Here is a 23,878-nt window from a genome sequence, read left to right on the forward strand (position 1 = left end):
GGTTGTAATAATTTAGATACTTATATTCATAAAGAGGTGTGGTTATGAAAAGAATATTAGATACTATAATTGAAAACAATAGAGAATGGACTAGTAAAGGTACTGTAGCTTCTTATATACCAGAACTGGCAAAAGCAAATTCAAATGTTTTAGGTATTTGCGTAACAACTTTAGATGGAAAGGAATATTATTCTGGTGATTACGAAACTAAATTTACTATACAAAGTATATCAAAGGTAATTACATTAATGCTTGCAATTCTTAATAATGGTATAGAATATGTTTTCTCAAAGGTAGGAATGGAGCCTACAGAGCTTTCTTTTAATTCAATAACGAATTTAGAGACAAGCCCTCAAAGGAAACCTTTAAATCCAATGATTAATGCAGGAGCTATAGCAACAAGTTCTTTAATTTCTGGTAAGAATTCAGAAGAGAAATTTAATAACATACTCAGCTTTACTAGAAAAATTTGTGAAAACAATTTCATAGACATAAATAATGAAGTATACGAAAGTGAGAAAGCTACTGGAGATAGAAATAGAGCATTAGCTTATTATATGAAGAGCAATGGCATTATTGAAGGTGATGTAGACGAAATACTAGATGTCTATTTTAAAGCATGTTCTATGGAGGTTACATGCAAGGACATAGCAAGGATAGGTGCAATGCTTGCTAATGAAGGAGTGTTAATGAATCAGGAAAGAGTGATTTCAAGAGAAGCTTGTAGAATAATAAAGACAATAATGGTTACTTGTGGCATGTATGATGAATCTGGTAATTTTGCTGTACATATAGGTATTCCTGCAAAAAGTGGTGTAGGCGGTGGAATAATGGCAGCAGTACCTAGAAGGATGGGAATTGGAGTTGTAGGTCCTTCATTAGATCCAAAAGGAAATAGTATAGGTGGAATTAGAGTATTAGAGAATTTATCAAGAGAATTAGATTTAAGTATATTCTAATACTTTTGATTAATAGAAAGTATTCTTAAGGTTTTTAACAAGTTATATAAAAACAGGAGATGATATTTATCTCTTGTTTTTTTACAATTAATTTTAAAACTACTATTTTTACTGTAGCCTTTATTTAAAATATATTGGACATAATAATTAATAAGATAGTTGCTTTGTTGTTAATAATAGTAAGTAATGCTATAATAAACTATCATAATAAATATTGACTAAGAATGGAGAAATGGGATGTTAAGATTTTTAGATAGTGGAGAATCTCATGGTAAAGCTTTAGTTGCTATATTAGAAGGTATTCCATCAAATTTTCAGTTAGATATAGATTTTATAAATAATGAGTTAAGTAGAAGACAACAGGGTTATGGCAGAGGTGGAAGAATGAAAATTGAAAAAGACTCTGTTGAAATTTGGTGTGGATTAAGAGGAAATACAACAACAGGAAATCCTCTAACCTTAGTTATATTTAATAAAGATTATGAAAACTGGAAAGAAATTATGAACAAAGAACCAGAGGAGGAAAACAAAATAATCATTCCTAGACCTGGACATGGTGATTTAGTAGGTTTTTATAAATATAATACTGGAGATATTAGAAATTCTATTGAAAGAACTTCTGCTAGAGAAACTGCGATAAGAACGGCAGTAGGTGCTATTTGTAAAAACATATTAAAGTCTTTAGATATAGAAATAAGAAGCAAAGTGCATACTATCGGAACTTATTGTGATGATAATGTAGATTTATTTGATAATGGTATATATAAAGCCATTAATAATAGTGAGCTGAGAGTTTATAACAAAACTATAGAAGAAAAAGTTAAAAAACAAATAGATTTATGTAAGGTTGAAGGAGACACATTAGGAGGTAGCATTAAACTTGAAGTAAGTAATGTTCCTATGGGAATTGGAAGTTATGCTCATTATGACAGAAAACTTGATGCTATTTTATCCTTCGGTATTATGTCTGTTCAAGGTATTAAAGCAGTAGAATTTGGTGATATACTAAATAAAGATAAAGTTTTTGGAAGTAGATTTAATGATGAAATTTACTTTGAAAAGAATACTATAAAAAGAACTTCTAACAATGCTGGAGGAATTGAGGCAGGAATATCTAATGGAGAAAATATTAAAATAACTGCTTTTATGAAACCAATACCTACAGTTAAAAAACCTTTAAAATCTATAAATTTAAGAGATAAAACTAATATAATAACAAGATATGAAAGATCTGATGTATGTGGAGTAGTTCCCGCATCAGTAGTTCTTGAAAATGTAATAGCTTTTGAACTTTTAAAGGAAATCTTAAACACCTACCCTAGTGATGATTTTAATAGTTTAAAGAGATATCTTAATAAATAAACCTTATAGCTATAAAATTTTCTTTTAAGATTGGCCAATAAATAAATAGAGGTGAAATTATGTCAAAAGAGAGATTATTAATTTTGGATGGTAATAGTTTATTATACAGAGCCTTTTATGCTATGCCTGCATTAACCAATTCAGAAGGAATCTATACTAATGCAGTGTATGGATTTACAAATATGTTATTTAAAATGATTGAAGATATAAAGCCTGATTATATTGTTACAGCTTTTGATAGAGCTGCTCCTACCTTTAGACATGTAGAATATGATGAATATAAAGCTGGAAGAAAAAAAATGCCTGACGAACTTGGAATGCAATTTCCAATAGTAAAAGATTTATTACAAAAAATGGCTATTAATATATTTGAAATTGATGGTTATGAAGCTGATGATTTAATAGGAACTTTATCTGTATTTGCAGAAGAAAATAATATTGAGGTATATATAGTAACAGGAGATAAAGATGCACTTCAATTAGCCACAGACAACGTTAAAATAGTTATTAATAAAAAAGGTATGACAGAAAAAGAAATTTACGATAAAAATAGAATGATTGAAGAGTTTGGAGTTACTCCAAAACAATTTATAGATGTAAAGGGATTAATGGGAGATAAATCTGATAATATTCCTGGGGTACCTGGCATAGGGGAGAAAACTGCATTTAAGCTTATAAAAGAATATGGCAGTATAGAAAATCTTCTACAAAATTTAGAAAATGTTAGTGGAAAAAAGTTAAAAGAAAATTTAATTGAGCATAGTGAACAAGCAATATTTAGTAAAAAGCTTGCTACTATAATTACTGATGTACCTGTGGAAATGAATTTGAACTCTATAAGATCTAAAAAAGAATATGATAATAAAGGGCTAAAAGAATTATTCCATAAGCTGCAATTCAAATCATTGTTATCTAAAATAGATAATATAAATGAGCAAGATAACATTGAAGAAAAAGCTGTAATTAATATGGAATATACAACGATTGAAGATTTAACAGAATTAAAAGAATTAATAAATGATATAAAAGAAAGAGTGTTTTTAACTTTTAAGCTTAAAGATGTAAATGTATATTCAAAACTAGAAATTGAATATATATTTATTATTCATAATAGTAAATATTACATCATTAATATGAGTGAACTTATCAATAAGAATCGAAATGAAACAATAGAAATTCTAAAAACTTTATTTGAAAATGAAGAAATAAAAAAAGTTTCTCATGGATTAAAAAATGTATATACAGCTTTAAATAAATTAAATATTGATTTAAAATCAGTAGAATTTGACAGTGAAATTGCTGCTTATTTAATAGACTCTTCTAAATCAGAATATAGTTTAAAAACTCTTATAGAAGACTTTATAAATGAAACAGTTGGCGGAGAGAATTTAGAATTAGAGATTAATTCTTTAGCTATGCTTCCTAAAGTTTATGAGGAAGAAAAGAAAACAATAGAAGAACTTAATATGAGTAATCTTCTATATGAAATTGAACAACCGTTAACTAAAGCTATTTCTATTATGGAATGTGCAGGTTTTAAAATCCATAGAGAAAAATTAGAGGAACTTGGTGAAAACTTTAAAGAAGAAATTGATAGCACTTCTAAATCAATATATGAGATTTCAGATGAAAATTTTAATATAAATTCACCAAAGCAATTAGGAAAGATATTATTTGAAAAACTTGATTTACCTGTAATAAAGAAAACTAAAACAGGCTATTCTACTAATGCAGAAGTATTAGATGCTTTAAAAGATAAACATCCTATTATAGAAAAAATAATTTATTATAGACAATTGACTAAACTTTATTCCACATATATTGAAGGACTTAAGGCGGTTATTGATATTGATGGAAAAATTCATTCTAGTTTTAATCAAACTGTTACAACTACAGGTAGATTATCAAGTACAGAACCAAACCTTCAAAATATACCAATAAAATATGAAATGGGAAGAGCAATAAGAAAGGTATTTATTCCTGAGAACGAAAATTCTATTATTTTATCGGCAGACTACTCTCAAATCGAACTTAGAGTATTAGCTCATATTTCTCAGGATGAAAATCTAATCAATGCTTTTAAAAAACATAGTGACATCCATACTATAACAGCATCAGAGGTATTTGGTGTTCCTATCGATGAAGTTACTTCTACAATGAGAAGCAATGCTAAAGCAGTAAATTTTGGAATTGTTTATGGTATAGGAGATTTTAGTTTAGCTCAAGATTTAAATATTACAAAAGCTGAAGCTAAAAGATATATTGATAATTATTTAGAAAGATATCCTAAAGTTAAAGAATATATGGATAATGTAATAAATGAGGCAGAAAGCAAACAATATGTCACAACTATTTTAAATAGAAGAAGATTCATTCCTGAAATAACTGCTTCTAATAAAATTTTGAAAGCCTTAGGTAAAAGATTAGCTATGAATGCACCTATTCAAGGTAGTGCAGCAGATATAATTAAGCTTGCAATGGTTAATGTTTATAAAGAATTGACTAAGAGAAATTTAAAAAGTAAGCTTATATTGCAAGTTCATGACGAATTAATACTAAATGTTTATAAAGATGAATTAGATGAAGTTACAACTCTAGTAAAAAAAGAAATGGAAGAAGTTTTAGATTTAAGCGTTCCTCTTGAAGTAGATATAAATATTGGAGAAACTTGGTATGAAGCAAAATAGTACCATAATAGTAGGTCTTACTGGAGGTATAGGCAGTGGTAAAAGTACTGTTTCAAACATGCTTATAGAAAGAAATATTCCAGTAATTGACGCAGATGAAATTTCAAGAGAGGTATTAATTATTTATCCAGAGGTTCTATGGTCAATAAAGAAAGAATTTGGTGAAGAAGTTTTTGATGAAAATGATAATTTAGATAGAAAAAAATTAGGAGCTATTATATTTTCTAATGAAATTTTTAAAAAAAAGTTGGAAAATATAATAATACCCTATATTAAAAAAGAAATTTTTGATAAAATAGAGAAGTACGTGAAAGCTGGAGAAAAACTTTGTATAGTTGATGCTCCTACACTAATTGAAAACAATCTTCATAAATATATGGATGAAGTAATAGTTATAGTAGTAAATGAAGAAATTCAAATCGAAAGAGTAATGGCAAGAGATTCCTTAAGTAAAAAAGATGCATTAAATAGGATTAACAGTCAAATGCCATTAAAAGAAAAACTTAAATACGCTACCTATACTATTGATAATAGTGATACAATTTCACATACAGAAGAACAATTGGATAATATAATTTTTAATTTATTAGTAAGGGGGAACAATGAAAAAATTTAAAGCATTAATTAAACTATGTATATTTATCTTGATGATTTATATGGTTTTTAACTATAAAAACATCATCAAAACTATATATCCTTTAAATTACCAAGAGCACATACTCACTTATTCTAAGGAATATAATTTAGATCCAAATTTGGTGGCAGCAGTAATTAAAGCAGAAAGCAACTTTGATAAGGATGCACTATCTCATAGGGGTGCTTACGGACTTATGCAAATTATGCCGGATACTGCTGATTGGATAGCTGCTCAAAGTGGCATGAAGGAAATTACTTATGATGCTTTATATACACCTGAAATAAATATAAAAATGGGATGTTGGTATTTAGATAATTTAAGTAAAGAATTTAATGGTGACATTAACTTAATTTTAGCTGCTTATAATGGTGGAAGAGGTAATGTCCAAAAATGGCTTAACGATGAAGAATATTCTAAAGATGGTAAAAACCTTCATTTAATTCCATTTAAAGAAACTGATGGTTATGTAAAAAAAGTAAATAAAAATTATAAAATTTATAAGAAGTTATATGATTTAAAATAAAAGGCACTTTTCAGTGCCTTTTTAAAATTTAGAAATTATATTTCTTTATATATAAAAACACAATATTAACTAAAAATCTATAAATATCATTGTTATAATAATGTAAATATGATATTATTATAATACAAGTTTATATTGCATATATGCGGGGATGGCGGAATTGGCAGACGCACCATCTTGAGGGGGTGGCGAGTGTACACTCGTACGGGTTCAAGTCCCGTTCTCCGCACCATGTCAAAGGACAAACTTTGATACAAAAAAGGCTTTCCATATCGGAGGGCCTTTTTTGTATGTAAGCCCGGAAACCGCTGTATTACTGCGGTTTCCGGGCTTTATCTATTTTTTAGTTTTGTGCCAATGGAGCAGAAGTCCAGCGTCATTGGGCCGTGTATTTATTACGGATATCCTCGACGCACTCACTTAATGCTTTTACCGTTCCTCCGGACAATCGTTAAAAAGTGAGGCCGGATATGCTAAAATGCACACACGGCCTTTTGCTCATAATCTATTTATCTAAGAAGCGGCATATTACCCGTTAGCTTGTTTACCAGCTTTTTCTTGCCGCAGATTGCCAAACCAAAATAGTTTAAGTCCTGCTCCGCCACACCAGCAATCTTAGTAATAAATTCATTATAGGTTTTGCAGCTTTGTGCAACGTCCGAAAAATCTACAACAGTTAGCTCCGCATATTCATGAGAATATAGCTTTTCTCTTAAATCCTTTATTATTTCCGAGTTACCTTTCAGAATAGGTACCGGAAACTCAATAATGCCCAAATGCTCTCTGCCTGTTCCGTCATATACATTCACACCCACAGTATCAGCGTTTTCCTTTCCTAGCGTAATCCCCATAACCGCAGCGGTATTAGCGATAATACCAAGCGGTAGGTTCTCGTCAATCACCATGATGCATTTTTTCTCTTGTTTGTTCTCACTCATTTTTTGTTCCTCCCATCTTTTTTCTGATATAAATAATCCCGCCAATGTAAGGCATGTGCATATAATAAAAGCAAACCGTAAAAAAATATTCTTCTCGTGGTTTGGATTGTATGATAACCCATATGGCTGATTTTTCGTGTAAGTATAGAATAACAAGCCCATAGAAACGCCGCTAAAAGCGCCAATACATGACCCAGAGGGTTTAGCTGAAATAGTGCCTTTTAATCTACGAGGGTAAACGATTAGCAATGCTATAAAACCCAGCATAAACCGAAAGAATAAAATCTCTATAGGCGCAAAATTACTCAGCAAAACTTTGGTTGAAATAAAAGTGGTTCCCCATATCAAAATAGTACCAGTAGCAGATAAGTGCTCTGCTATCTACAAATCTTCTTTCATGTATACGCCTCCTATCATTCTTTGAATATGTCTTGGTACTGTCTAGGCGTTAAACCAATATAGTTTTTAAAAAAACGCGTAAAATGGCTTTGGTCAGTAAATCCAGATTGCAAGGCAGCGTCAATCGGTGGAACACCTTGCTCCAATCGTTTTTTTGCTTCATTTACTCGCACAGCTTCTAAATACTGATACGGCGTCACTCCGCGTTGTTGAACAAAATAACGCAAAAGGGTGTATTTTTTTAAACCAGCTATTTCTGATAAATCGTCGAGACTGACATTCTCGACATAATTTCTGTCCATGTAGTCACACACCTTTTGAATTTCCGCGCTCGTATCGCACAAGGTTTTGGCAACCGGCTCTGTGTAATCCGCAATTAATTCTTCAATAAGGAAATAGAAAATTTCTTCTTTTTTAAACTCTTTTTCGCCCTGTAATATTAGTTCATGCAAATCTTTTAAACGAATGGCGAGCTCGCTACGATAAATAACGGTAGAGGTGAATATCGGCAGATAGCCCTCACCAGTTATTTCTTTTGTCACAGTTTGCATAATGCCTTTGTTAATATTTATGCAACGCCAATCTAGTGCGTTGGAATCCACCTGACAGCAGCTATGGTTATCCCCTGGATTAAAGAGCACAATATCATTGGAATCTATTGTATACTCTTTATTTTTACAAGATAAACTGCGACGCCCGTTTTCAACAAAACCAACCACATAGTGTTCGTGAAAGTGGTTGGGGAATTTTTGCATAATGCCGTTGAAACGGTATGCCTCAACTTGCAATTCTTCATCATATACAACGATGCGCTCCTCGTCCATAAAATCATCTCCTTTCTAAAATGAATAATAATACTATATCTCTTTATACCGAAAAAATCTTGAATGATATTTACATTTTGTATTATTGCTGAGAAATGATCGGGCTTATTTCTCCCGCTCATTTTTATGGGATATAATAATCAATCTATACTTTTCAAAGTTATGTCTAAAAACATAACTAGTTAATATATTAAAATTCATTCAACTTAAATAACCACCGTGTACCAGATTGGTAAACGGTGGTGTGAGGGTCCTGTAGGTAAAATAATTATCTACAATTAGGTTAATCTTCTATAACCGTTCTTGGTGTTGCATTTTTAACTACAATAATTCCATTATAGGCTTTGCTTGGAATCATGTTTAAGGTATAGAATTTTTTAATTTTTCCCTGCCAATCATTAAATTCAGCACCGATATTTGCCATTGGTTGCTTTTCGTCAATAATGCTTTTTAAAATCGGATTAGATTTCGCTTTTTCAAAATCCATAAAGTATTCATTTCTAGGTAAATCTATAAATTGGTCCACAAGTTCATTTTGATTTGTAAGAGTAAAGTTTTTAACTTCATCATTTGATGTAACTGCTGTAAAAGTACTATTATAAAAATCTGTTCCAATTGCATAATAAGCATCGCCAAATTCATCAGCCAAATGATTGCCCATAGAAGTATAAACAGGTGAAGCTGAAGATTTTTCAATATGTCCATTATGACTGTTAATAAACATCATGTCACTTCCTTCATGTTCTAGTATCCATTTTACTTTATTGCTCATGTATTCATCTCTCATCTGTGAGTAATTAACCTTACCATCACGTAAAGTGGCATTTTCTTTTATGGATTGAGCAAACTGAAGTGCTAAAGAATACTCTTTTTCATTTGTTGCTTTTATATATCTATTCTTATTTAATTCCATTTCGGATATTAAATTTTCTATATTCTTTAATGCTTCTTTCACTTTTGATGGATCTTGCGTATATACAGTATCATCATTTAAGTCTACTAGTAAATCTTTATACTTGCTTGCCATATCTGAGTTTATTTTTTCAATATATGATAACAATCCTTCTTTATTGTTATCATATCTTTGCATATCAAAGCCATAGAACTTGATTTTTTGGGATTCGTTCAAATTCTTGTTATAATCATGTATCCATTGAATTAAGTCAACCATTTCCTCTGTTATATAGATACCAAATCCAATTTGAGAAACTGCTTCTTTTGCAGTTCCTTTTCCATTTAGAACATAATCATTGACTTTTTGACATCCACCAAAATCTGCTTCAATAGCAAAAATCTTGCAACCATTATTCTTCACTAATGCTTCAAAGACTTCTTTTTTTAATATTTGGAACTCTGCATTTCCATGGGTAGCTTCTCCAAGTCCTACAATTTTAATGTTGTCTGGCATTGTAATAGAATCAATTCCTGTAATATATTGTTCCATATTTTCTACTGATTTTGTTTCTTTTTTACAGCCAGAAAATAGTGATATTATCGTAAGTATAAATGTAAATAGTAATAGAAAGTTTTTCTTTTTCAATTTAATATACACCTCTCAATTAAATTTCCTTATATGATAAAAAATTCTCATATGCCTTTTTTGCTTTTCTTGCCCAATATCCGTTCAAAACAGTACCAATTATACAAAAAGCAATGGGAAGAACTCTCATAAGCATGAATGGAAATTCAAACCAGAAAGCTTTCCAAAATTCCGCTCCTTCTCTTTCCCAAAGACCTGGTGTTAAAAAGAAAAGCTCAGATAAATTGAAATTAGTGCTTACCAATGTTACAGCTATTATGCAAAGGAACCATTCTAAGCATCTATGTTGTAGGCGGACATACCGCTCTGCTCTTGATTTCTCGTCTGAAAATATATCAGATGTAGCTTCCTTTGATAATTTTAAAAAGTATTGCTGACCGGACCCTTGTGTTCCATAAATATGTTTCCAGCACTATCTTCAAACATAGAAATGTAATCTAGGAAATTTGATTTTTTATAAAAAATACGATAATCCACCTTGTAAGAACTAATCTTTGGAGCAGCTTTTTTAAAATGATATATTCCAAAAGCAGAATGCCTTACAAATTCAAATCTTTTTTGTGCCATATGATTTAGATATTGTTCTTCCTGTTCAAAATCGGTAAAGACTTTAAGTTGTTTCATCTTCATTTCCTCCTAAAAACCAAATTCTTCTGCTATTTTAATAATATGCCTTAATCTCATTATCTCAAGCTTTAATACCTCATGTCCGGCATCAGTAAGTTTGTAAACCTTTCTTCGAGCATCTTCTGATTTTACTGATTCAATCAGTTTTTGTTTTGTTAGGTTATCAAGAGCCCCATACATAGTTCCTGCAGCAATTCTAACCTTACCATCACTCAATTTCTCCACCTTTTGCATTACAATGTATCCATGTGCTGGTTCTTTCAATGCAAGCATAATGTAAAATGTAGTTTCTGTTAGTGGCAAAAATTTTGTCAAATTCATTTTTATCCTCCATTTTTTATACAATATAACTATATAGTACAACTATATAGTTATATTGTATATCGTCAAACTGTATATGTCAATAGGAACAAAAAGTGTAACTTATTACCAAATTACAACTTACAATCAAAATATAAAATTTCTTTTTAAGCCTTAATTAAATAAATCTATTTTAATCTATTATTACAATAAATTTTAGGTAGTTCTTTTATTAGAATAAGAATTTGTTTACTGCTTATAAAAGGGAGAACTAGATAATTGTAGAATGTTATCATAAAAGGGGGAGATTTTATGAGGAATAATAGTACCATTAAGAGGTTTATGACATTTTTTATAATATTAACCATCTCAATGATAATATCATCAAAATTTGCATGGTTATTATTAACAATAGTGCCTCTAGCTTACTTAATATTCTTATTTAAGAAAAGCAGCAAATTTAAATCTCGAAATATAATAATTAAAGAAATAATTAGTGCATTTTTATTATGTACAGTTCTTACTGGAATTGGAGGGATAGCCACTGAATTTGAAGCCTCTAATGAGACTACTAAAAAGATACAACAAATAATTAGTAATAAGAACTCTATTTCATCAAATGAAAGTTTATTAGAAGAAAACTCTAAAAATGAAAGAGAAGAGCAGGCAAAAAGGATAGCTGAAGAAAAAGCTAAAAGAGAAGTAGAGGAAAAAAAAGAAGTAGAATTAAAAGAAAAACAGGTTAGAGAAGAACTAGCTAAAAAGGAACAGGTTAAAAAAGAAGCTGAGGAGAAAGCACGAAGAGATGCAGAAGAAAAGAAACAATTAGAAAAATCTATTGCAAACAACAGTATTAATAAAAATAATAATATAGAATGTGAAGTAGAATTAGACTCTCAAATAGTAAATGATGATATAAGCGTTGTTGTATACATAACTAAAACTGGGAAAAAATATCATTCAGATTGGTGTGGATACTTATCGAAAAGTAAAATAGAAACTACTTTAGAAAATGCAATGAATAGAGGATACACTCCGTGCTCTAAGTGTGGTCCACCACAATAAAAATATTTTATTATTTATAAAAAATCTATTGGAGACCATAGGGGTTCCAGTTTTGACACAAGAAGTGATTGACTCTATGGAAGATTATATGGAAGTATGAATGACAATATAAAATCGGTAAATTAATTATAAATGCTGTGCATCATTATAAATATTAACGATTTTTTCTAAAAACTGCTCTAAAAATTATCTGGAGACAATTGGAGGTATTTGTTATGTCGAATATTATTGTAAGAGAGTATAAAACTCAAGATTGGTCACGTATTGAGGAAATACATGATTGTGCTAGAAAAATAGAACTTCAATTTGCTGGATTGGAAGATGCATTTATACCACTTGATCAGGCTGCCATTGACGAGGGATTATTTGATTATACGGTGGTAGTTGGTCAATTAGTAGGATTTGTGGCATATTCAAAAGATGAGATTGCGTGGATTTATGTCGATCCTAGTGCTATGAGACAGGGCATCGGAAAAAGTTTAGTTAAACATGTCATTGAAAATACAACTTGTAGGCCGCTTATGTTAGAAGCTTTGGTGGGAAATGAGCCTGCCTTACGCTTATATGAGGCAATGGGGTTTGAAGCTGTAGAGATTCTTTCGGGTTCAATGCCTGGAAATGAATCCTTCAAAGTATCTATACATTCCATGCAGCTGAAAACCACGTAGCATAATCAAAGTGCAATTCAAAGACATAAAAGTCTTTTTTTCAAGTACTGATTCCCATCTAAGAGTGTAAAAAATCAAAATGAAGTAAAGGGAATTTCTCATAACTTCTTTCAAAAATAATCACATATTTAAAAATTAAATATAGAGTTAGATTTCACTCATAATAGTACCATAAATAGTTGTGACAACGTAGTATGATGAAAAAATAAAGTAACATACTACGTTGTTGTTTTTTTAGATGCTTAAAATAAAGACCTAAAAAATTTTCATTTATTTTACCTTTAAACATTTCGATATATTAACTATTTCCTCATAATTAGAAAAAGTGTTACTATGAAGAAACTTATAAATTAAAATTATATTTATATTATAACAATACTATGAGCCTTTATGTAAACTGCATAATATATCTTTAAAAGACTTATATTTATTCTTGATTATTATTAGCATCAAAAAGTATTTTTAAGTATTTAGTAAATTCTAATTTATCTTCGTCACAAACTTCTTTCAAAGAATTATCTAAAAACTTACATCTTTCAATTAATACATTTTCTAAAACTTTATGACCTTTATCTAAAACTTTAATTCGTACAATTCGTCTATCACGAGGATCCTTTATTCTTTCAACTAATAAATTTTTTTCCATTCTATCAATTAAATCTGTAGTAGTACTGGGTACTTGATAAAGTTTAGAGCTTAATTCGCTTATTGTTAATTCTCCATTACATATAAGATATTGTAGTGCATCAAACTGTGCTGGAGTTATATTATAATTATCTAAAATTCGTCTTCCTCTTTTCTTAATAATAAAACAAACTCTTCTTAGTAATACCTCAATATTCTCTATTAAAGTATCATCATAAATACTCATATATTCAACTCCTGTATATAACATTTCGACTCTCGAATTATTATACACTTATTTAAATAATCAGTCAATTACAGTCTCAAGTACGCTAAGTCTTTCAAACAATATAATTAGTATATGTAATACAAATTTATATTCAAGAAGTGATGAGAATATTTTTTTTAAAATTTAGATAACACCTAATTTAACATACTCTATAAAGATGATATTTATCTATTTCTAAAGCATTGGTGCAAAAGAGTATAACCTTAAAAATTCATAAGAATTAAAAACTATTGCTAAATATAAGTTAATTCACCTTTCATTTTACCTTGTTTTTCTTAATCTTATATACTTTCTTATAGTTGTTTATTTAGTTTTATTATAACAATTGTACATTCATCTTACATGTGCTAAACTTTTATCTAACTTATTGGTTTTCATCAACATAGTAGCTGTTTTTATGTTTTGTACGTTTACGTGTTCAATAGACTAAGGTTCATAATAATAAATGTTACCTAAAGGTAAGTTACTAACAGAAAAGTGCGTACTTGTTAATTAGATTATGAAGGCATATAATAACATCATTAAAGATATAAATTGTATGGGGTGATATATTATGAAAGTAGTTGCTTTTAATGGAAGTCCTAAAAAGAATGGAAATACCTATGAAGCAATAAAAGCTGTAGGAATAGAATTAGAAAAAGAAAACATAGAATTAGAGATTGTTCATGTAGGAAACAAGCTAATACAAGGATGTCTAGCATGTAATGGATGCGGTAGGAACAAAAATGAAAAATGTGTTATTAAAAATGATGAAGTTAATGAGTGGATTCAGAAAATGAAGGATGCAGATGGAATTATTTTGGCATCTCCTGTATACTACTCCGCTATAGCAGGAACTATGAAAGCATTTTTAGACCGTGCATTTTATGTAGCCTCTGCAAATGGAGGAATGTTTAGACATAAAGTGGGCACTAGTGTAGTTGCTGTAAGAAGATCTGGAGGGGTTCCAGTATTTAATCAATTAAATAATTATATTAACTATTCAGAGATGGTAATGCCTACATCAAATTATTGGAATGTAGTTTATGGTACAGTTCCAGGGGAAGCAACTCAGGATGAAGAAGGAATGCAAATTATGAGAGTTTTAGGCAAAAATATGTCATGGCTTATGAAGGTTATTGAGGCTGGTAAAGAAAATATAGAAGAAAATGAGAAGGAACGTAAAGTATTTACGAACTTTATAAGATAGAATTAGTTTATGAAAGAATGAAGATATATCAAATGATAAATAAATAGATTTTATGTGAGATAAAAATGAAATGTGTAACGAATTGCTACACATTTCATTTTTTATTTGGTTTTATTTTAAGAAGTTAGTAATTTTAGCACTATATTTTATTACTGATAGTACTGTTAGAAAAAAATTTAAAATAGTTGAACTTCTTTACAGTAAGGTTATGTGGTAAAATATTACTATAAATAAAGTCTTAATTATTTTCTACAAGTCATATGTTTACTTATTTAATATTTATAGATAGGATTAATAAAAAATGAATAAACCTAAAGCTAGATTATTTGATATAGGAGATACATAAAAATAATCCTTTAAAAGATAAGAAGGTTATTAGAAAAGCTATCTTAAGGAACTCTACTTTTTCAGAAGAAATTATTAAGGCAGAATTAAGAAGTTATGAATAGATGCTAGTAGATTTGAATTTGTTATATCAACCAGTGAATATGGTTTTAGAAAGCTAGATAAAAGAATTTTTCAATTGGCATTAAAAAAATTAGGTTTGGATAATAATCAGGTATGGTATATAGGAAATAGCTTTAAGTATGATGTAATGCCCAGATAAAAGCTATTTGGTTTAATAAACAAGAGAATATTGTAGATAGGAATAAAAATAATAGAAATTTCTTAGAGGTAAAGAGCTATAAGGAGATAAAAGATTATCTACAAGATATTATAAGTTAGTTTCCAAGGATAATTGTAGACCTACACTACAAAGTTGAATTTAAGCAGCTTGTAAAAGGAAAATTTCGGTGTTTTATGTAAATTAATTTAATAATTTAATATTATATATTGATATAAATTATTTAAGGGTATATAATATTAATTGATAATCAATATCATTTAAATGTATTTATTTGATTATATGCTTAACAGTAGAAGGTAGTAGTTTAATAGAATTACTAAGAGTTTTATAATTACTAAGAATATTAACTTGTTATAAATGATTATTATATTACATTTTGAATTTACTTGGAGGTGACATTTATGAATACATTAAGCCCGGTTGCACTTGCGGCCATAGGAACAGGATTTACTTTCTTAGCAACAGCCTTAGGTGCCGCAATGGTGTTTCTTTTTAGAGGAGAAATAAAGCCAAATTTGCAACGTATATTTTTAGGCTTTGCAGCAGGGGTAATGATAGCAGCATCAGTATGGTCTCTTATTATTCCTTCTATAGAAATGGCAGAAGAACAAGGAATGATTGGTTGGATACCAGCTGCAGGAGGTTTTATTATCGGTGGATTATTTTTACTTTTACTTGATAATTTATTGCCACATCTTCATTTAGATAGCAATCATCCAGAGGGGCTTCCATCATCTTTAAAACGTACCACAATGCTTGTATTTGCAGTAACTCTACACAATATTCCAGAAGGTTTAGCTGTTGGACTTGCTTTTGGACTTGCAGGAAGTGGACATTCTACAGTTAGCATTGCATCGGCATCAGCTCTTGCAATTGGAATGGCACTACAAAACTTCCCAGAAGGGGCAGCTATATCATTGCCACTTAAAAAAGAAGGATTATCAAATACAAAAGCTTTTATATATGGAGCGTTGTCAGGCATAGTGGAACCTATAGCTGGAATTATTGGAGTATTGTTAGTTGGTTCAATTCAAGGAATTATGCCTTGGTTTTTATCCTTTGCAGCAGGTGCTATGATATACGTGGTAGTAGAAGAATTAATACCTGAAGCTCATCTAGGAGAGCATTCGCATTCAGGAACTATAGGAGTAATGGTTGGTTTTCTTATTATGATGGTTCTTGATGTGGCGTTAGGATAGATAGTCTTTTTATAGATAGATAAAAAATAACAGCCTTGATGACTTTTTTGTGCATCAAGGCTGTTATCAATTTAATACTATCTAATGATAATTTTTAAATCAGACTAAGTCTTTTTTCTCTGACTTCATTGCATAGATAATGATTCTAGTAGTGGTATATATATCATTTATTTTTATTTCAACTTCCATGGAAGTACCTCTAAGGATTACGCAAATTATCTTACTTCAATAATTTGTGTTCCTTCTCCACTATAAAATATCGTATTAAGATGTTCTCCTGGCCTAGTTTGTAAAGGGGAACATTTTATACTAACTTTTACAGTATATATTCCAGGTTTTGCATAAGTATGTCTTGGTGAATTACTCTTACTAGTGTTTCCATCACCAAAATCCCATAAATATTTTGTAGTATAGGATGAATTCGAAATTAAGTAAGGTTCATTTCCATTAAAATCTTTAAAATTAGCTTTAAAATCGAAAGTGCTATTTATCAAACCAATAGGTCCAGAAGGTCCTTTAAGTGATTGAATGTCTACTTTTAAAGGTATAACCTCATATGCTGGATATCCTTGAAGAGATACATCTGTTAAATTTTTTGCTGAAACATTGATGAAAGAGCATAGTAAAACAGTTAATACTAGTGTAGTTAATGAAATTATTTTTTTAAAAAAACTCTTTTTGACCATAATAAATTTCCTCCCTTAATATCATTAAATTAAATTCACTAGATAAAATTTATTACTATTAATTCCATTGCATCCCCCTTTAGATAATACATAAAGTATATATTCCATATTTGTTAACAACTGTTACCGATATATTATAATATTGTAAATGAATGGTAAGGAAGAAAAATTAATAGGTATTTTAAATATTTAAAAATACCTAGTCTAAAATTTGTTTTAAATATGAAAAATATTTATTATTAAATGAACTTTTAAAATGTTTAATATGCATAAACATGTTATATATAGAATGCAATACAAGAAAAAATATATTACTTTACTATAATATTACAATTTTTCTTTTAAATTGATGTTATAATTTATATATAAGTAATTATGATATATAGCTTAAAGTTAAAAGGGAGTATATGAAATAGAGGTGGGTTAATGACATATTTAAGAAAACCAGAATGGTTAAAGGTAAAATTACAAAGTGGTAGAAATATCAATAAGGTTAGTTCTTTGCTAAGCCAGTATAAGTTAAATACAGTTTGTGAAGAAGCAGGATGCCCTAATCATGGAGAATGTTATAATAAATGTACAGCAGCATTTATGATTTTAGGTAAAAATTGCACTAGAAATTGTAAGTTTTGTAAGGTTACAAAAGATGCCCCAGAAAAAGTTGATCCGATGGAACCATATAATTTAGCGCAAACTGTAAAGGAAATGAACCTAAAACATGTAGTAATTACTTCAGTTACAAGGGATGATTTACTTGATGGTGGAGCTAATCATTTTGCAAAAACTGTAAAAGAAATAAAAAAGCTAGATAGAAAAGTTACGACAGAGGTGTTAATACCCGATTTTAAAGGCGACATTGAGGCATTGAAAACAGTAGTGAATTCTAATCCTGAAATAATTAATCATAATATTGAAACTGTAAAAAATTTATATAATAAAGTTCGTCCTATGGCAATTTATAAAAGATCTCTAGAGCTTTTACAAAACGTAAAAATGCTAAATCCAAATATTTTAACCAAATCTGGATTTATGGTAGGATTAGGTGAAAGTGAGGAAGAGGTTATAGAATTGATGAAGGATTTAAAGAAAGTAGATTGCGATATATTAACTATAGGACAGTATTTAATGCCATCAAAAGAACATATAGATGTTGTAGAATATATTCATCCTAATACTTTTAAAAAATATGAAACTATCGGTAAAGATTTAGGCTTTAAATTTGTGGCTAGTGGGCCATTAGTAAGAAGTTCCTACTATGCGGCAGAAGTTTTTGAAAGCTTATTAAAAGCTTAGAATATAGAATTATATTGTATTTAAATTAAAGACCCAATGCTCTTTTACGGCACTGGGTTTTCAATTTGATTAGTAATTGCTAACTATTTTTTAGTTATAATATAATCTATATATTGATAAATAAGACATTTCTACAATAATAGGTATATAGTAAAATTTAAGGAGTGAAATATATACATGCTTATTTTTATACTAATATTAATAAATATACCAATTTATAAGGCTATATTTAAGTTAATATTTAATAGTATTGATGATTTAAATGAAAGTATTAGGTATTCCTTTACACCAGATTTCTTTTCACTTTTCCGAGGGGAGTATTTTAAAGATAAAATGGCAGAATTTAAGCTTAGCTGCTTTATAATTTCTTGCATACTTGTAGTTACGGTGGAGTATTTTTTCCTTAGCAAAATAATACAGTGGTTTACGAGCTAATTTATATGCTTTGTTTCTCATAACTATTAATTTATTAGTGAAAAATCTATAATAGAGAAGCTTCTATAGAAACCTATGAGTTTGATTAATACAACTTAAAAATAAAATCATACTTCATATATTGATAATCCTTTTATATGCATATATATAATTGAGGTGATAATATTATGGCACTGATAAATAAAGGTGATAAACTAACTATATCTGCAGGACATTGTACTAAAACAGACTCTGGCGCTGTAGGATATAGGATTGAAGCTGAATTAAATAAATCAATAACCAAAGAATTTGTTAAATTATGCAATAAATACAATTTAACAATATATGATGTGACACCATATGGTGAAGATTTATCTGCAAATGAACGCCTAGTAGTAGAAGTAAATAGAGCTAATAATTATAAATCGAAACTTCATATATGCATGCATCATAACTCCTCTGATGGAAATGGTTATGGTACAGAAGTATATGTGTTTTCCAATTCTGGACTAGCTTCAAGTTATGCTAAAGCAGTAGTTGATGCCATATCTAATTTAGGATTTAGAAATAGAGGAGTAAAAGAAAATAAAAGCTTATACGTTCCTAGAGAAACTAATATGTCTTGTATATTACCAGAAGTTGCATTTGTAGATAATAAAAATGATATGAATTTATGGCAAAAACTTGGGCCCTATACCATAGCTAAAAGTATATTTAAAGCCTTAACTGGTATTGATGATAATAATAAAGAAACTATTCCAGCTATGCCTGTAAAAAATATGGAAGATGATGATTATTCCATCAAAGATAAAATAGCACAAATCACTGCCGATATTTTAAATGTAAGAAGTGGACCTAGTATAAACTATTCAGTAATTGGACAACTAAAAAAGAATGATAAAGTTAAGTTATATAAAAAATCTAATGGTTGGTATTCTATATATTATGGCAATAGTGGAGGATATATAAATAGTAGTTATGCAAAGATTTTATAAGTCTAATATCCATTTAATAGAATTTATAATTTGATTATTTCTAGATATATGTTGCAAAAATATTAAATATTGTTATAATGAAGTTAAAGAATTAAATAACCTTATTGCTAGGGGTGCCTTATGGCTGAGAGGGCAGATTTTGCCTAACCCTTGAACCTGATGTGGTTAATACCACCGTAGGGAAGCAGAGTAAATGCACTTTTATATGTATTTTAAGCTTGCCTTTGGCAAGCTTTTTAATTTTAATAAAAGTACATTAAAAATAATAACCTTTCAACATTTTGTTTTAGGAGGTGATAGTATTTTGTCTATATATAGAATTATTGATGCAAATATAAATAGGGTATCTGAAGGTGTTAGAGTATTAGAGGACCTATGTAGATTCTACTATAATGATGAAATAAAAACTAAAGAACTTAGACAATTAAGACATGATGTAAGAAAAACTTTTGACAGTGATGAACTTATAACTTATAGAGATTCAGTAAATGATATTGGTGCTGCTATATCTTTAAAAACTACTGTAGATAAAAAAGAAACTATTGAAGCATTAATAAAATCTAATTTTAAAAGGATACAAGAAGGACTAAGAACTATTGAGGAATTATTAAAAGTATTAGGCTACTATGAATATGGTAAAAAATATGAGACTTTAAGGTTTAAATCTTATTATCTTGAAAAAACTTATCCAAGTAGAAAGTTTTATTTTAAAGACAATATTTATGCTATTTTAGGAGAAGATTTTTCTAATGGAAGAGATAATATTCAACTAACTAAAGAACTAATTGAAAGTGGTATTAAAATAATTCAATATAGAGAGAAAAATAAAGACAAAGTTTACAAATTAAATCAATGTAAAATTATTAGAGAGTTAACTAAAAAAAATAATGTAACCTTTATTGTAAATGATGATATTGATATTGCATTAGCAGTAAAAGCTGATGGTATACATTTAGGGCAAGAAGATATGGATTCACTAGAAGCAAGAAAAATAGCACCTAATATGATAATTGGACTTTCTACTCATAATAAGAATCAAGCTCTTTTAGCTTTAGAAAAGAAGGTTGATTACATAGGTATAGGCCCAATATTTAATACTACAACTAAAAAAGATGTAGAATATTCAGAAGGGCTAGAATATTTAAAATGGGTGTCAAAAAATATAAAATTACCCTCCGTAACAATAGGTGGCATAAAAGAAGAAAATTTAATGGATGTAATAAGCCATGGAGGCAAATGCTTTGCTATGATTTCTGAACTTATTAGTACAGAAAATATAAAGGCTAAAGTTAATAATATTAGAAAAATAATAAATGGGATAAATGAGGAGGATAACTATGAACTACACAACTCAAATGGATGCTGCTAAAAAGCACATTATAACAAAGGAAATGAAGATTGTTGCAGAAAAGGAAAACATAGATATAGAACAGTTAAGAATTTTAGTTGCAGAGGGTAAAATAGCAATACCTGCAAATAAGAATCATAAGAGCTTGTCACCAGAAGGTGTTGGACAAGGTCTTAGAACGAAAATTAATGTAAATCTAGGTATATCAAAGGATTGTGCTAATATTGAAGCGGAACTTGAAAAAGTCAAAATAGCCTTAGAAATGAAAGCAGAAGCTATAATGGATTTAAGTAATTATGGTAAAACTTATGATTTTAGAAAAAAACTAATAGATATGTCACCTGCAATGATTGGTACTGTTCCAATGTATGATGTAGTGGGATTTTATGATAAAGAACTCAAGGATATAACTGTAGATGAGTTTTTCGATGTAGTTGAAAAACATGCTATGGATGGAGTAGATTTTGTTACTATCCATGCGGGCTTAAATAGAGAGACTATAAATACTTTTAAACGAAATAAAAGACTTACTAACATAGTTTCAAGAGGTGGATCATTACTATTTGCTTGGATGGAATTAAATAATCAGGAAAATCCATTTTATGAGCATTTTGATAGATTACTGGACATTTGTGAAAAATATGATCTAACATTAAGTTTAGGTGATGCTTGCAGACCAGGCTCTATAAATGATGCTACTGATGCCTGTCAAATAAAAGAACTTATGATATTAGGAGAACTTACTTTAAGAGCATGGGAAAGAAATGTACAAGTTATAATTGAAGGACCAGGTCATATGGCTATTAACGAAATAGAAGCTAATATGTTACTTGAGAAAAAACTTTGTCATGGAGCACCTTTCTATGTATTAGGACCATTAGTTACGGATATAGCACCAGGATATGATCACATTACAAGTGCAATTGGTGGGGCTATTGCAGCTACTTATGGAGCAGACTTTTTATGCTATGTAACTCCAGCAGAGCATTTAAGACTTCCAAACTTAGAAGATATGAAAGAGGGGATAATTGCTTCTAAAATAGCCGCTCATGCTGCCGATATAGCTAAAAATGTAAAGGGTGCAAAAGATATAGATTATAAAATGAGCAAAGCAAGACAAGCGTTGGATTGGGAAGAAATGTTTAATTTAGCTATTGACGGAGAAAAACCTAGAAGATATAGACGTGAATCCATGCCTGAACATGAAGATAGTTGCACTATGTGCGGTAAAATGTGCTCAATGAGAAACATGAATAAAATTCTTCAAGGAAAAAATATAAATATTTTAAGAGAAGATGATTAAAAAAACATTTCAAAAGTTAATTTTATAAAATCTAATAAAATATAAAATCAGAAGGTATATAATTTAGATAAATAAATTTAAATTATATACCTTTTTTTAATTTCACGTATCTTATAGATAATTTAAATCTTATTATAAAGAAAAGGTTAATTACCTTATTAAAGAGTATGTTGTATCTATAATTATTTTTTTACATTTATCGCAGTGAAATGCACTAACTTTACATCTAGTAAAAAGGTCTGTCTCATCTAAAATAATACAATCTGTACCCTTAAGTTTAGAAAAGATACTTCTTTTGTGAGTTGAATCTACCCATATTAAATTACTTCTTCCATCAGCTTCAATATTTCCTGGACACATTTCATTTTCACAATAGGGACATTGCATAACTAAATCTACTCCTTAATATTTATTATATTTTATAACTTTAATAAAAAGCTTTAAAAGTTTAAGAAAAATATTATTATATTTTAAGACACTATACAATCACTAAATTTAACCAGTTTATGATATCTTCAAATACTTCCTCATTATTTATTTCATTTAACATTTCATGCCTTCCATCTTTATAGATTTTATAATGAAGATTTTTAATGCCTAAACTCTCATATAAATTAATTAAATTTTCTACTCCTTTTCCATATCTTCCAACAGGATCAGCATCGCCAGAAAAAATGAGTATAGGTAAGTTCTTAGGAATTTTATTTAAATTTTCTTCTTTATGAATTATCTTTAGCCCCTTCATTAAATCATAAAAAAAAGAAGTTGTAAAAATAGTTCCACAGTAAGGGTCATTTATAAATTTCTCCACTTCTTCTTCATCTCTTGTAAGCCAATCTACTCTTGTTTTATTTTTATGTATTCTCTTATTATAAGTTCCAAATATCATTCCATCTAAAAGTTTACTTTTTGCTTTTCTTCCACGAATACGCATTTCAATACCAGATATAAAAATACCAAAATTTAATATTAAGCCAGGATTTCCATTAGTTCCTGAAATAATTGCACCATTAACAGTATCCCCATATTCTTCTATATATCTTTGAGTTAAAAAAGACCCCATACTATGGCCCATAATTATTATTGGTAAATTGAGATTTTCTTCTTTTATAAAATTATTTATTTCCTTTAAATCTTCAACCATGGTGTGAAAACCATCATCATCACATATATATCCTAAATCTTCAATATTACTACAAGTTAATCCATGACCTCTATGATCACCAGCATAAACTATAAATCCATTATCTACTAATGTTTTTGCAAATGTTTTATATCTTATTGCAGATTCAGCCATTCCATGAGCAATATTAATAATTCCTTTAACTGAATCCTTATTCTTTGGCTCCCATTTATACATATTCATTTTTAATGAATCTTT

General features: G+C 29.1%; 24 protein-coding genes, 1 tRNA gene, 1 pseudogene and 1 riboswitch. Of the genes and pseudogenes, 15 read left to right on the forward strand and 11 right to left on the reverse strand.

Annotated elements, in window-relative coordinates:
• The first annotated feature begins 44 nt into the window (after positions 1 to 44).
• From glsA to ACY1IQ_RS20085, 6 genes are all read left to right on the forward strand, one after another.
• A complete protein-coding gene (gene glsA / locus ACY1IQ_RS20060; RefSeq protein WP_461615651.1) occupies positions 45 to 959 on the forward strand; it encodes a glutaminase A in 915 nt (304 codons plus the stop codon).
• A 237-nt stretch (positions 960 to 1,196) separates the two neighbouring features.
• A complete protein-coding gene (gene aroC / locus ACY1IQ_RS20065) occupies positions 1,197 to 2,321 on the forward strand; it encodes a chorismate synthase (RefSeq protein WP_461615652.1) in 1,125 nt (374 codons plus the stop codon).
• A gap of 59 nt (positions 2,322 to 2,380) precedes the next feature.
• Positions 2,381 to 5,008 carry a DNA polymerase I gene (gene polA, locus ACY1IQ_RS20070; RefSeq protein ID WP_461615653.1) on the forward strand — a complete coding sequence of 876 codons (2,628 nt, stop codon included), beginning with the start codon at positions 2,381 to 2,383 and terminating at the stop codon, positions 5,006 to 5,008.
• Positions 4,995 to 5,624: a dephospho-CoA kinase gene (coaE, locus tag ACY1IQ_RS20075; RefSeq protein WP_461615654.1), complete on the forward strand. Its 630-nt coding sequence runs from the start codon at positions 4,995 to 4,997 to the stop codon at positions 5,622 to 5,624. Before polA ends, coaE begins: the two co-directional genes overlap by 14 nt.
• Complete coding sequence (locus tag ACY1IQ_RS20080) at positions 5,611 to 6,168, forward strand: lytic transglycosylase domain-containing protein (RefSeq protein WP_461615655.1); 558 nt, start codon at positions 5,611 to 5,613, stop codon at positions 6,166 to 6,168. The genes coaE and ACY1IQ_RS20080 overlap by 14 nt, the downstream gene beginning before the upstream one ends.
• 145 nt (positions 6,169 to 6,313) lie before the next feature.
• Positions 6,314 to 6,400, forward strand: a tRNA-Leu gene (locus ACY1IQ_RS20085).
• Between the two features lie 277 nt (positions 6,401 to 6,677).
• Here the strand turns inward: ACY1IQ_RS20085 and ACY1IQ_RS20090 are convergent.
• The 7 genes and pseudogenes from ACY1IQ_RS20090 to ACY1IQ_RS20120 form a co-directional block, all read right to left on the reverse strand.
• Positions 6,678 to 7,106, reverse strand: a complete 429-nt coding sequence (locus tag ACY1IQ_RS20090) for a DUF2000 domain-containing protein (protein ID WP_461615672.1) — start codon at positions 7,104 to 7,106, stop codon at positions 6,678 to 6,680.
• Between the two features lie 198 nt (positions 7,107 to 7,304).
• Positions 7,305 to 7,454, reverse strand: a pseudogene (locus tag ACY1IQ_RS20095) (EamA family transporter); the annotation flags it as partial.
• Between the two features lie 65 nt (positions 7,455 to 7,519).
• Positions 7,520 to 8,329: an AraC family transcriptional regulator gene (locus tag ACY1IQ_RS20100; protein WP_461615656.1), complete on the reverse strand. Its 810-nt coding sequence runs from the start codon at positions 8,327 to 8,329 to the stop codon at positions 7,520 to 7,522.
• Positions 8,330 to 8,612: 283 nt separating this feature from the next.
• Positions 8,613 to 9,869 (reverse strand): erythromycin esterase family protein, encoded by a 1,257-nt coding sequence (locus ACY1IQ_RS20105; protein WP_461615657.1) that lies wholly within the window; start codon positions 9,867 to 9,869, stop codon positions 8,613 to 8,615.
• Positions 9,870 to 9,888: 19 nt separating this feature from the next.
• Positions 9,889 to 10,113 (reverse strand): hypothetical protein, encoded by a 225-nt coding sequence (locus ACY1IQ_RS20110; RefSeq protein WP_461615658.1) that lies wholly within the window; start codon positions 10,111 to 10,113, stop codon positions 9,889 to 9,891.
• Positions 10,114 to 10,229: 116 nt separating this feature from the next.
• Positions 10,230 to 10,493, reverse strand: coding sequence for a DUF2812 domain-containing protein (locus ACY1IQ_RS20115; protein ID WP_461615659.1), 264 nt, complete (start codon positions 10,491 to 10,493; stop codon positions 10,230 to 10,232).
• Positions 10,494 to 10,505: 12 nt separating this feature from the next.
• The gene (locus ACY1IQ_RS20120; RefSeq protein ID WP_291567420.1) at positions 10,506 to 10,817 is read right to left on the reverse strand and encodes a PadR family transcriptional regulator; all 312 of its coding nucleotides are present in this window, start codon (positions 10,815 to 10,817) and stop codon (positions 10,506 to 10,508) included.
• 291 nt (positions 10,818 to 11,108) lie between these two features.
• Between ACY1IQ_RS20120 and ACY1IQ_RS20125 the strand changes: the two genes are divergently transcribed.
• Positions 11,109 to 11,861, forward strand: coding sequence for a hypothetical protein (locus ACY1IQ_RS20125; RefSeq protein ID WP_461615660.1), 753 nt, complete (start codon positions 11,109 to 11,111; stop codon positions 11,859 to 11,861).
• A 215-nt stretch (positions 11,862 to 12,076) separates the two neighbouring features.
• Positions 12,077 to 12,529, forward strand: a complete 453-nt coding sequence (locus tag ACY1IQ_RS20130; protein WP_461615661.1) for a GNAT family N-acetyltransferase — start codon at positions 12,077 to 12,079, stop codon at positions 12,527 to 12,529.
• A 427-nt stretch (positions 12,530 to 12,956) separates the two neighbouring features.
• Here ACY1IQ_RS20130 and ACY1IQ_RS20135 read toward each other — a convergent pair whose 3' ends face one another.
• Complete coding sequence (locus ACY1IQ_RS20135) at positions 12,957 to 13,400, reverse strand: MarR family winged helix-turn-helix transcriptional regulator (RefSeq protein WP_461615662.1); 444 nt, start codon at positions 13,398 to 13,400, stop codon at positions 12,957 to 12,959.
• A 595-nt stretch (positions 13,401 to 13,995) separates the two neighbouring features.
• On the opposite strand from ACY1IQ_RS20135, the gene ACY1IQ_RS20140 reads away from it, so the two are divergent.
• The 3 genes from ACY1IQ_RS20140 (at position 13,996) to ACY1IQ_RS20150 (ending at position 16,458) form a co-directional block, all read left to right on the forward strand.
• Positions 13,996 to 14,631 carry a flavodoxin family protein gene (locus tag ACY1IQ_RS20140; RefSeq protein WP_461615663.1) on the forward strand — a complete coding sequence of 212 codons (636 nt, stop codon included), beginning with the start codon at positions 13,996 to 13,998 and terminating at the stop codon, positions 14,629 to 14,631.
• Between the two features lie 445 nt (positions 14,632 to 15,076).
• Positions 15,077 to 15,238: an HAD family hydrolase gene (locus tag ACY1IQ_RS20145; protein ID WP_461615673.1), complete on the forward strand. Its 162-nt coding sequence runs from the start codon at positions 15,077 to 15,079 to the stop codon at positions 15,236 to 15,238.
• 422 nt (positions 15,239 to 15,660) lie between these two features.
• Positions 15,661 to 16,458 carry a ZIP family metal transporter gene (locus tag ACY1IQ_RS20150; RefSeq protein ID WP_461615664.1) on the forward strand — a complete coding sequence of 266 codons (798 nt, stop codon included), beginning with the start codon at positions 15,661 to 15,663 and terminating at the stop codon, positions 16,456 to 16,458.
• Between the two features lie 215 nt (positions 16,459 to 16,673).
• On the opposite strand, the gene ACY1IQ_RS20155 is transcribed toward ACY1IQ_RS20150, so the two are convergent.
• A complete protein-coding gene (locus ACY1IQ_RS20155; protein WP_461615665.1) occupies positions 16,674 to 17,144 on the reverse strand; it encodes a PKD domain-containing protein in 471 nt (156 codons plus the stop codon).
• 426 nt (positions 17,145 to 17,570) lie between these two features.
• Here ACY1IQ_RS20155 and lipA point away from each other — a divergent pair, with 426 nt between their 5' ends.
• The 4 genes from lipA to thiC all read left to right on the forward strand — a co-directional run bounded on the left by lipA (position 17,571) and on the right by thiC (position 22,497).
• Positions 17,571 to 18,437, forward strand: coding sequence for a lipoyl synthase (gene lipA, locus ACY1IQ_RS20160; RefSeq protein WP_461615666.1), 867 nt, complete (start codon positions 17,571 to 17,573; stop codon positions 18,435 to 18,437).
• Between the two features lie 602 nt (positions 18,438 to 19,039).
• Complete coding sequence (locus ACY1IQ_RS20165; RefSeq protein ID WP_461615667.1) at positions 19,040 to 19,846, forward strand: N-acetylmuramoyl-L-alanine amidase; 807 nt, start codon at positions 19,040 to 19,042, stop codon at positions 19,844 to 19,846.
• 99 nt (positions 19,847 to 19,945) lie between these two features.
• Positions 19,946 to 20,046, forward strand: a riboswitch (TPP riboswitch).
• Positions 20,047 to 20,051: 5 nt separating this feature from the next.
• Positions 20,052 to 21,215, forward strand: a complete 1,164-nt coding sequence (gene thiE / locus ACY1IQ_RS20170) for a thiamine phosphate synthase (protein WP_461615668.1) — start codon at positions 20,052 to 20,054, stop codon at positions 21,213 to 21,215.
• Positions 21,184 to 22,497 carry a phosphomethylpyrimidine synthase ThiC gene (thiC, locus tag ACY1IQ_RS20175; RefSeq protein WP_461615669.1) on the forward strand — a complete coding sequence of 438 codons (1,314 nt, stop codon included), beginning with the start codon at positions 21,184 to 21,186 and terminating at the stop codon, positions 22,495 to 22,497. Before thiE ends, thiC begins: the two co-directional genes overlap by 32 nt.
• A gap of 150 nt (positions 22,498 to 22,647) precedes the next feature.
• On the opposite strand, the gene ACY1IQ_RS20180 is transcribed toward thiC, so the two are convergent.
• Positions 22,648 to 22,884, reverse strand: coding sequence for a PF20097 family protein (locus ACY1IQ_RS20180; protein ID WP_461615670.1), 237 nt, complete (start codon positions 22,882 to 22,884; stop codon positions 22,648 to 22,650).
• Positions 22,885 to 22,975: 91 nt separating this feature from the next.
• A partial coding sequence (locus tag ACY1IQ_RS20185; RefSeq protein ID WP_461615671.1) for a lysophospholipase occupies positions 22,976 to 23,878 on the reverse strand: 903 nt, incomplete at its 5' end.

The organism is Clostridium sp. Marseille-QA1073, from assembly GCF_054863625.1.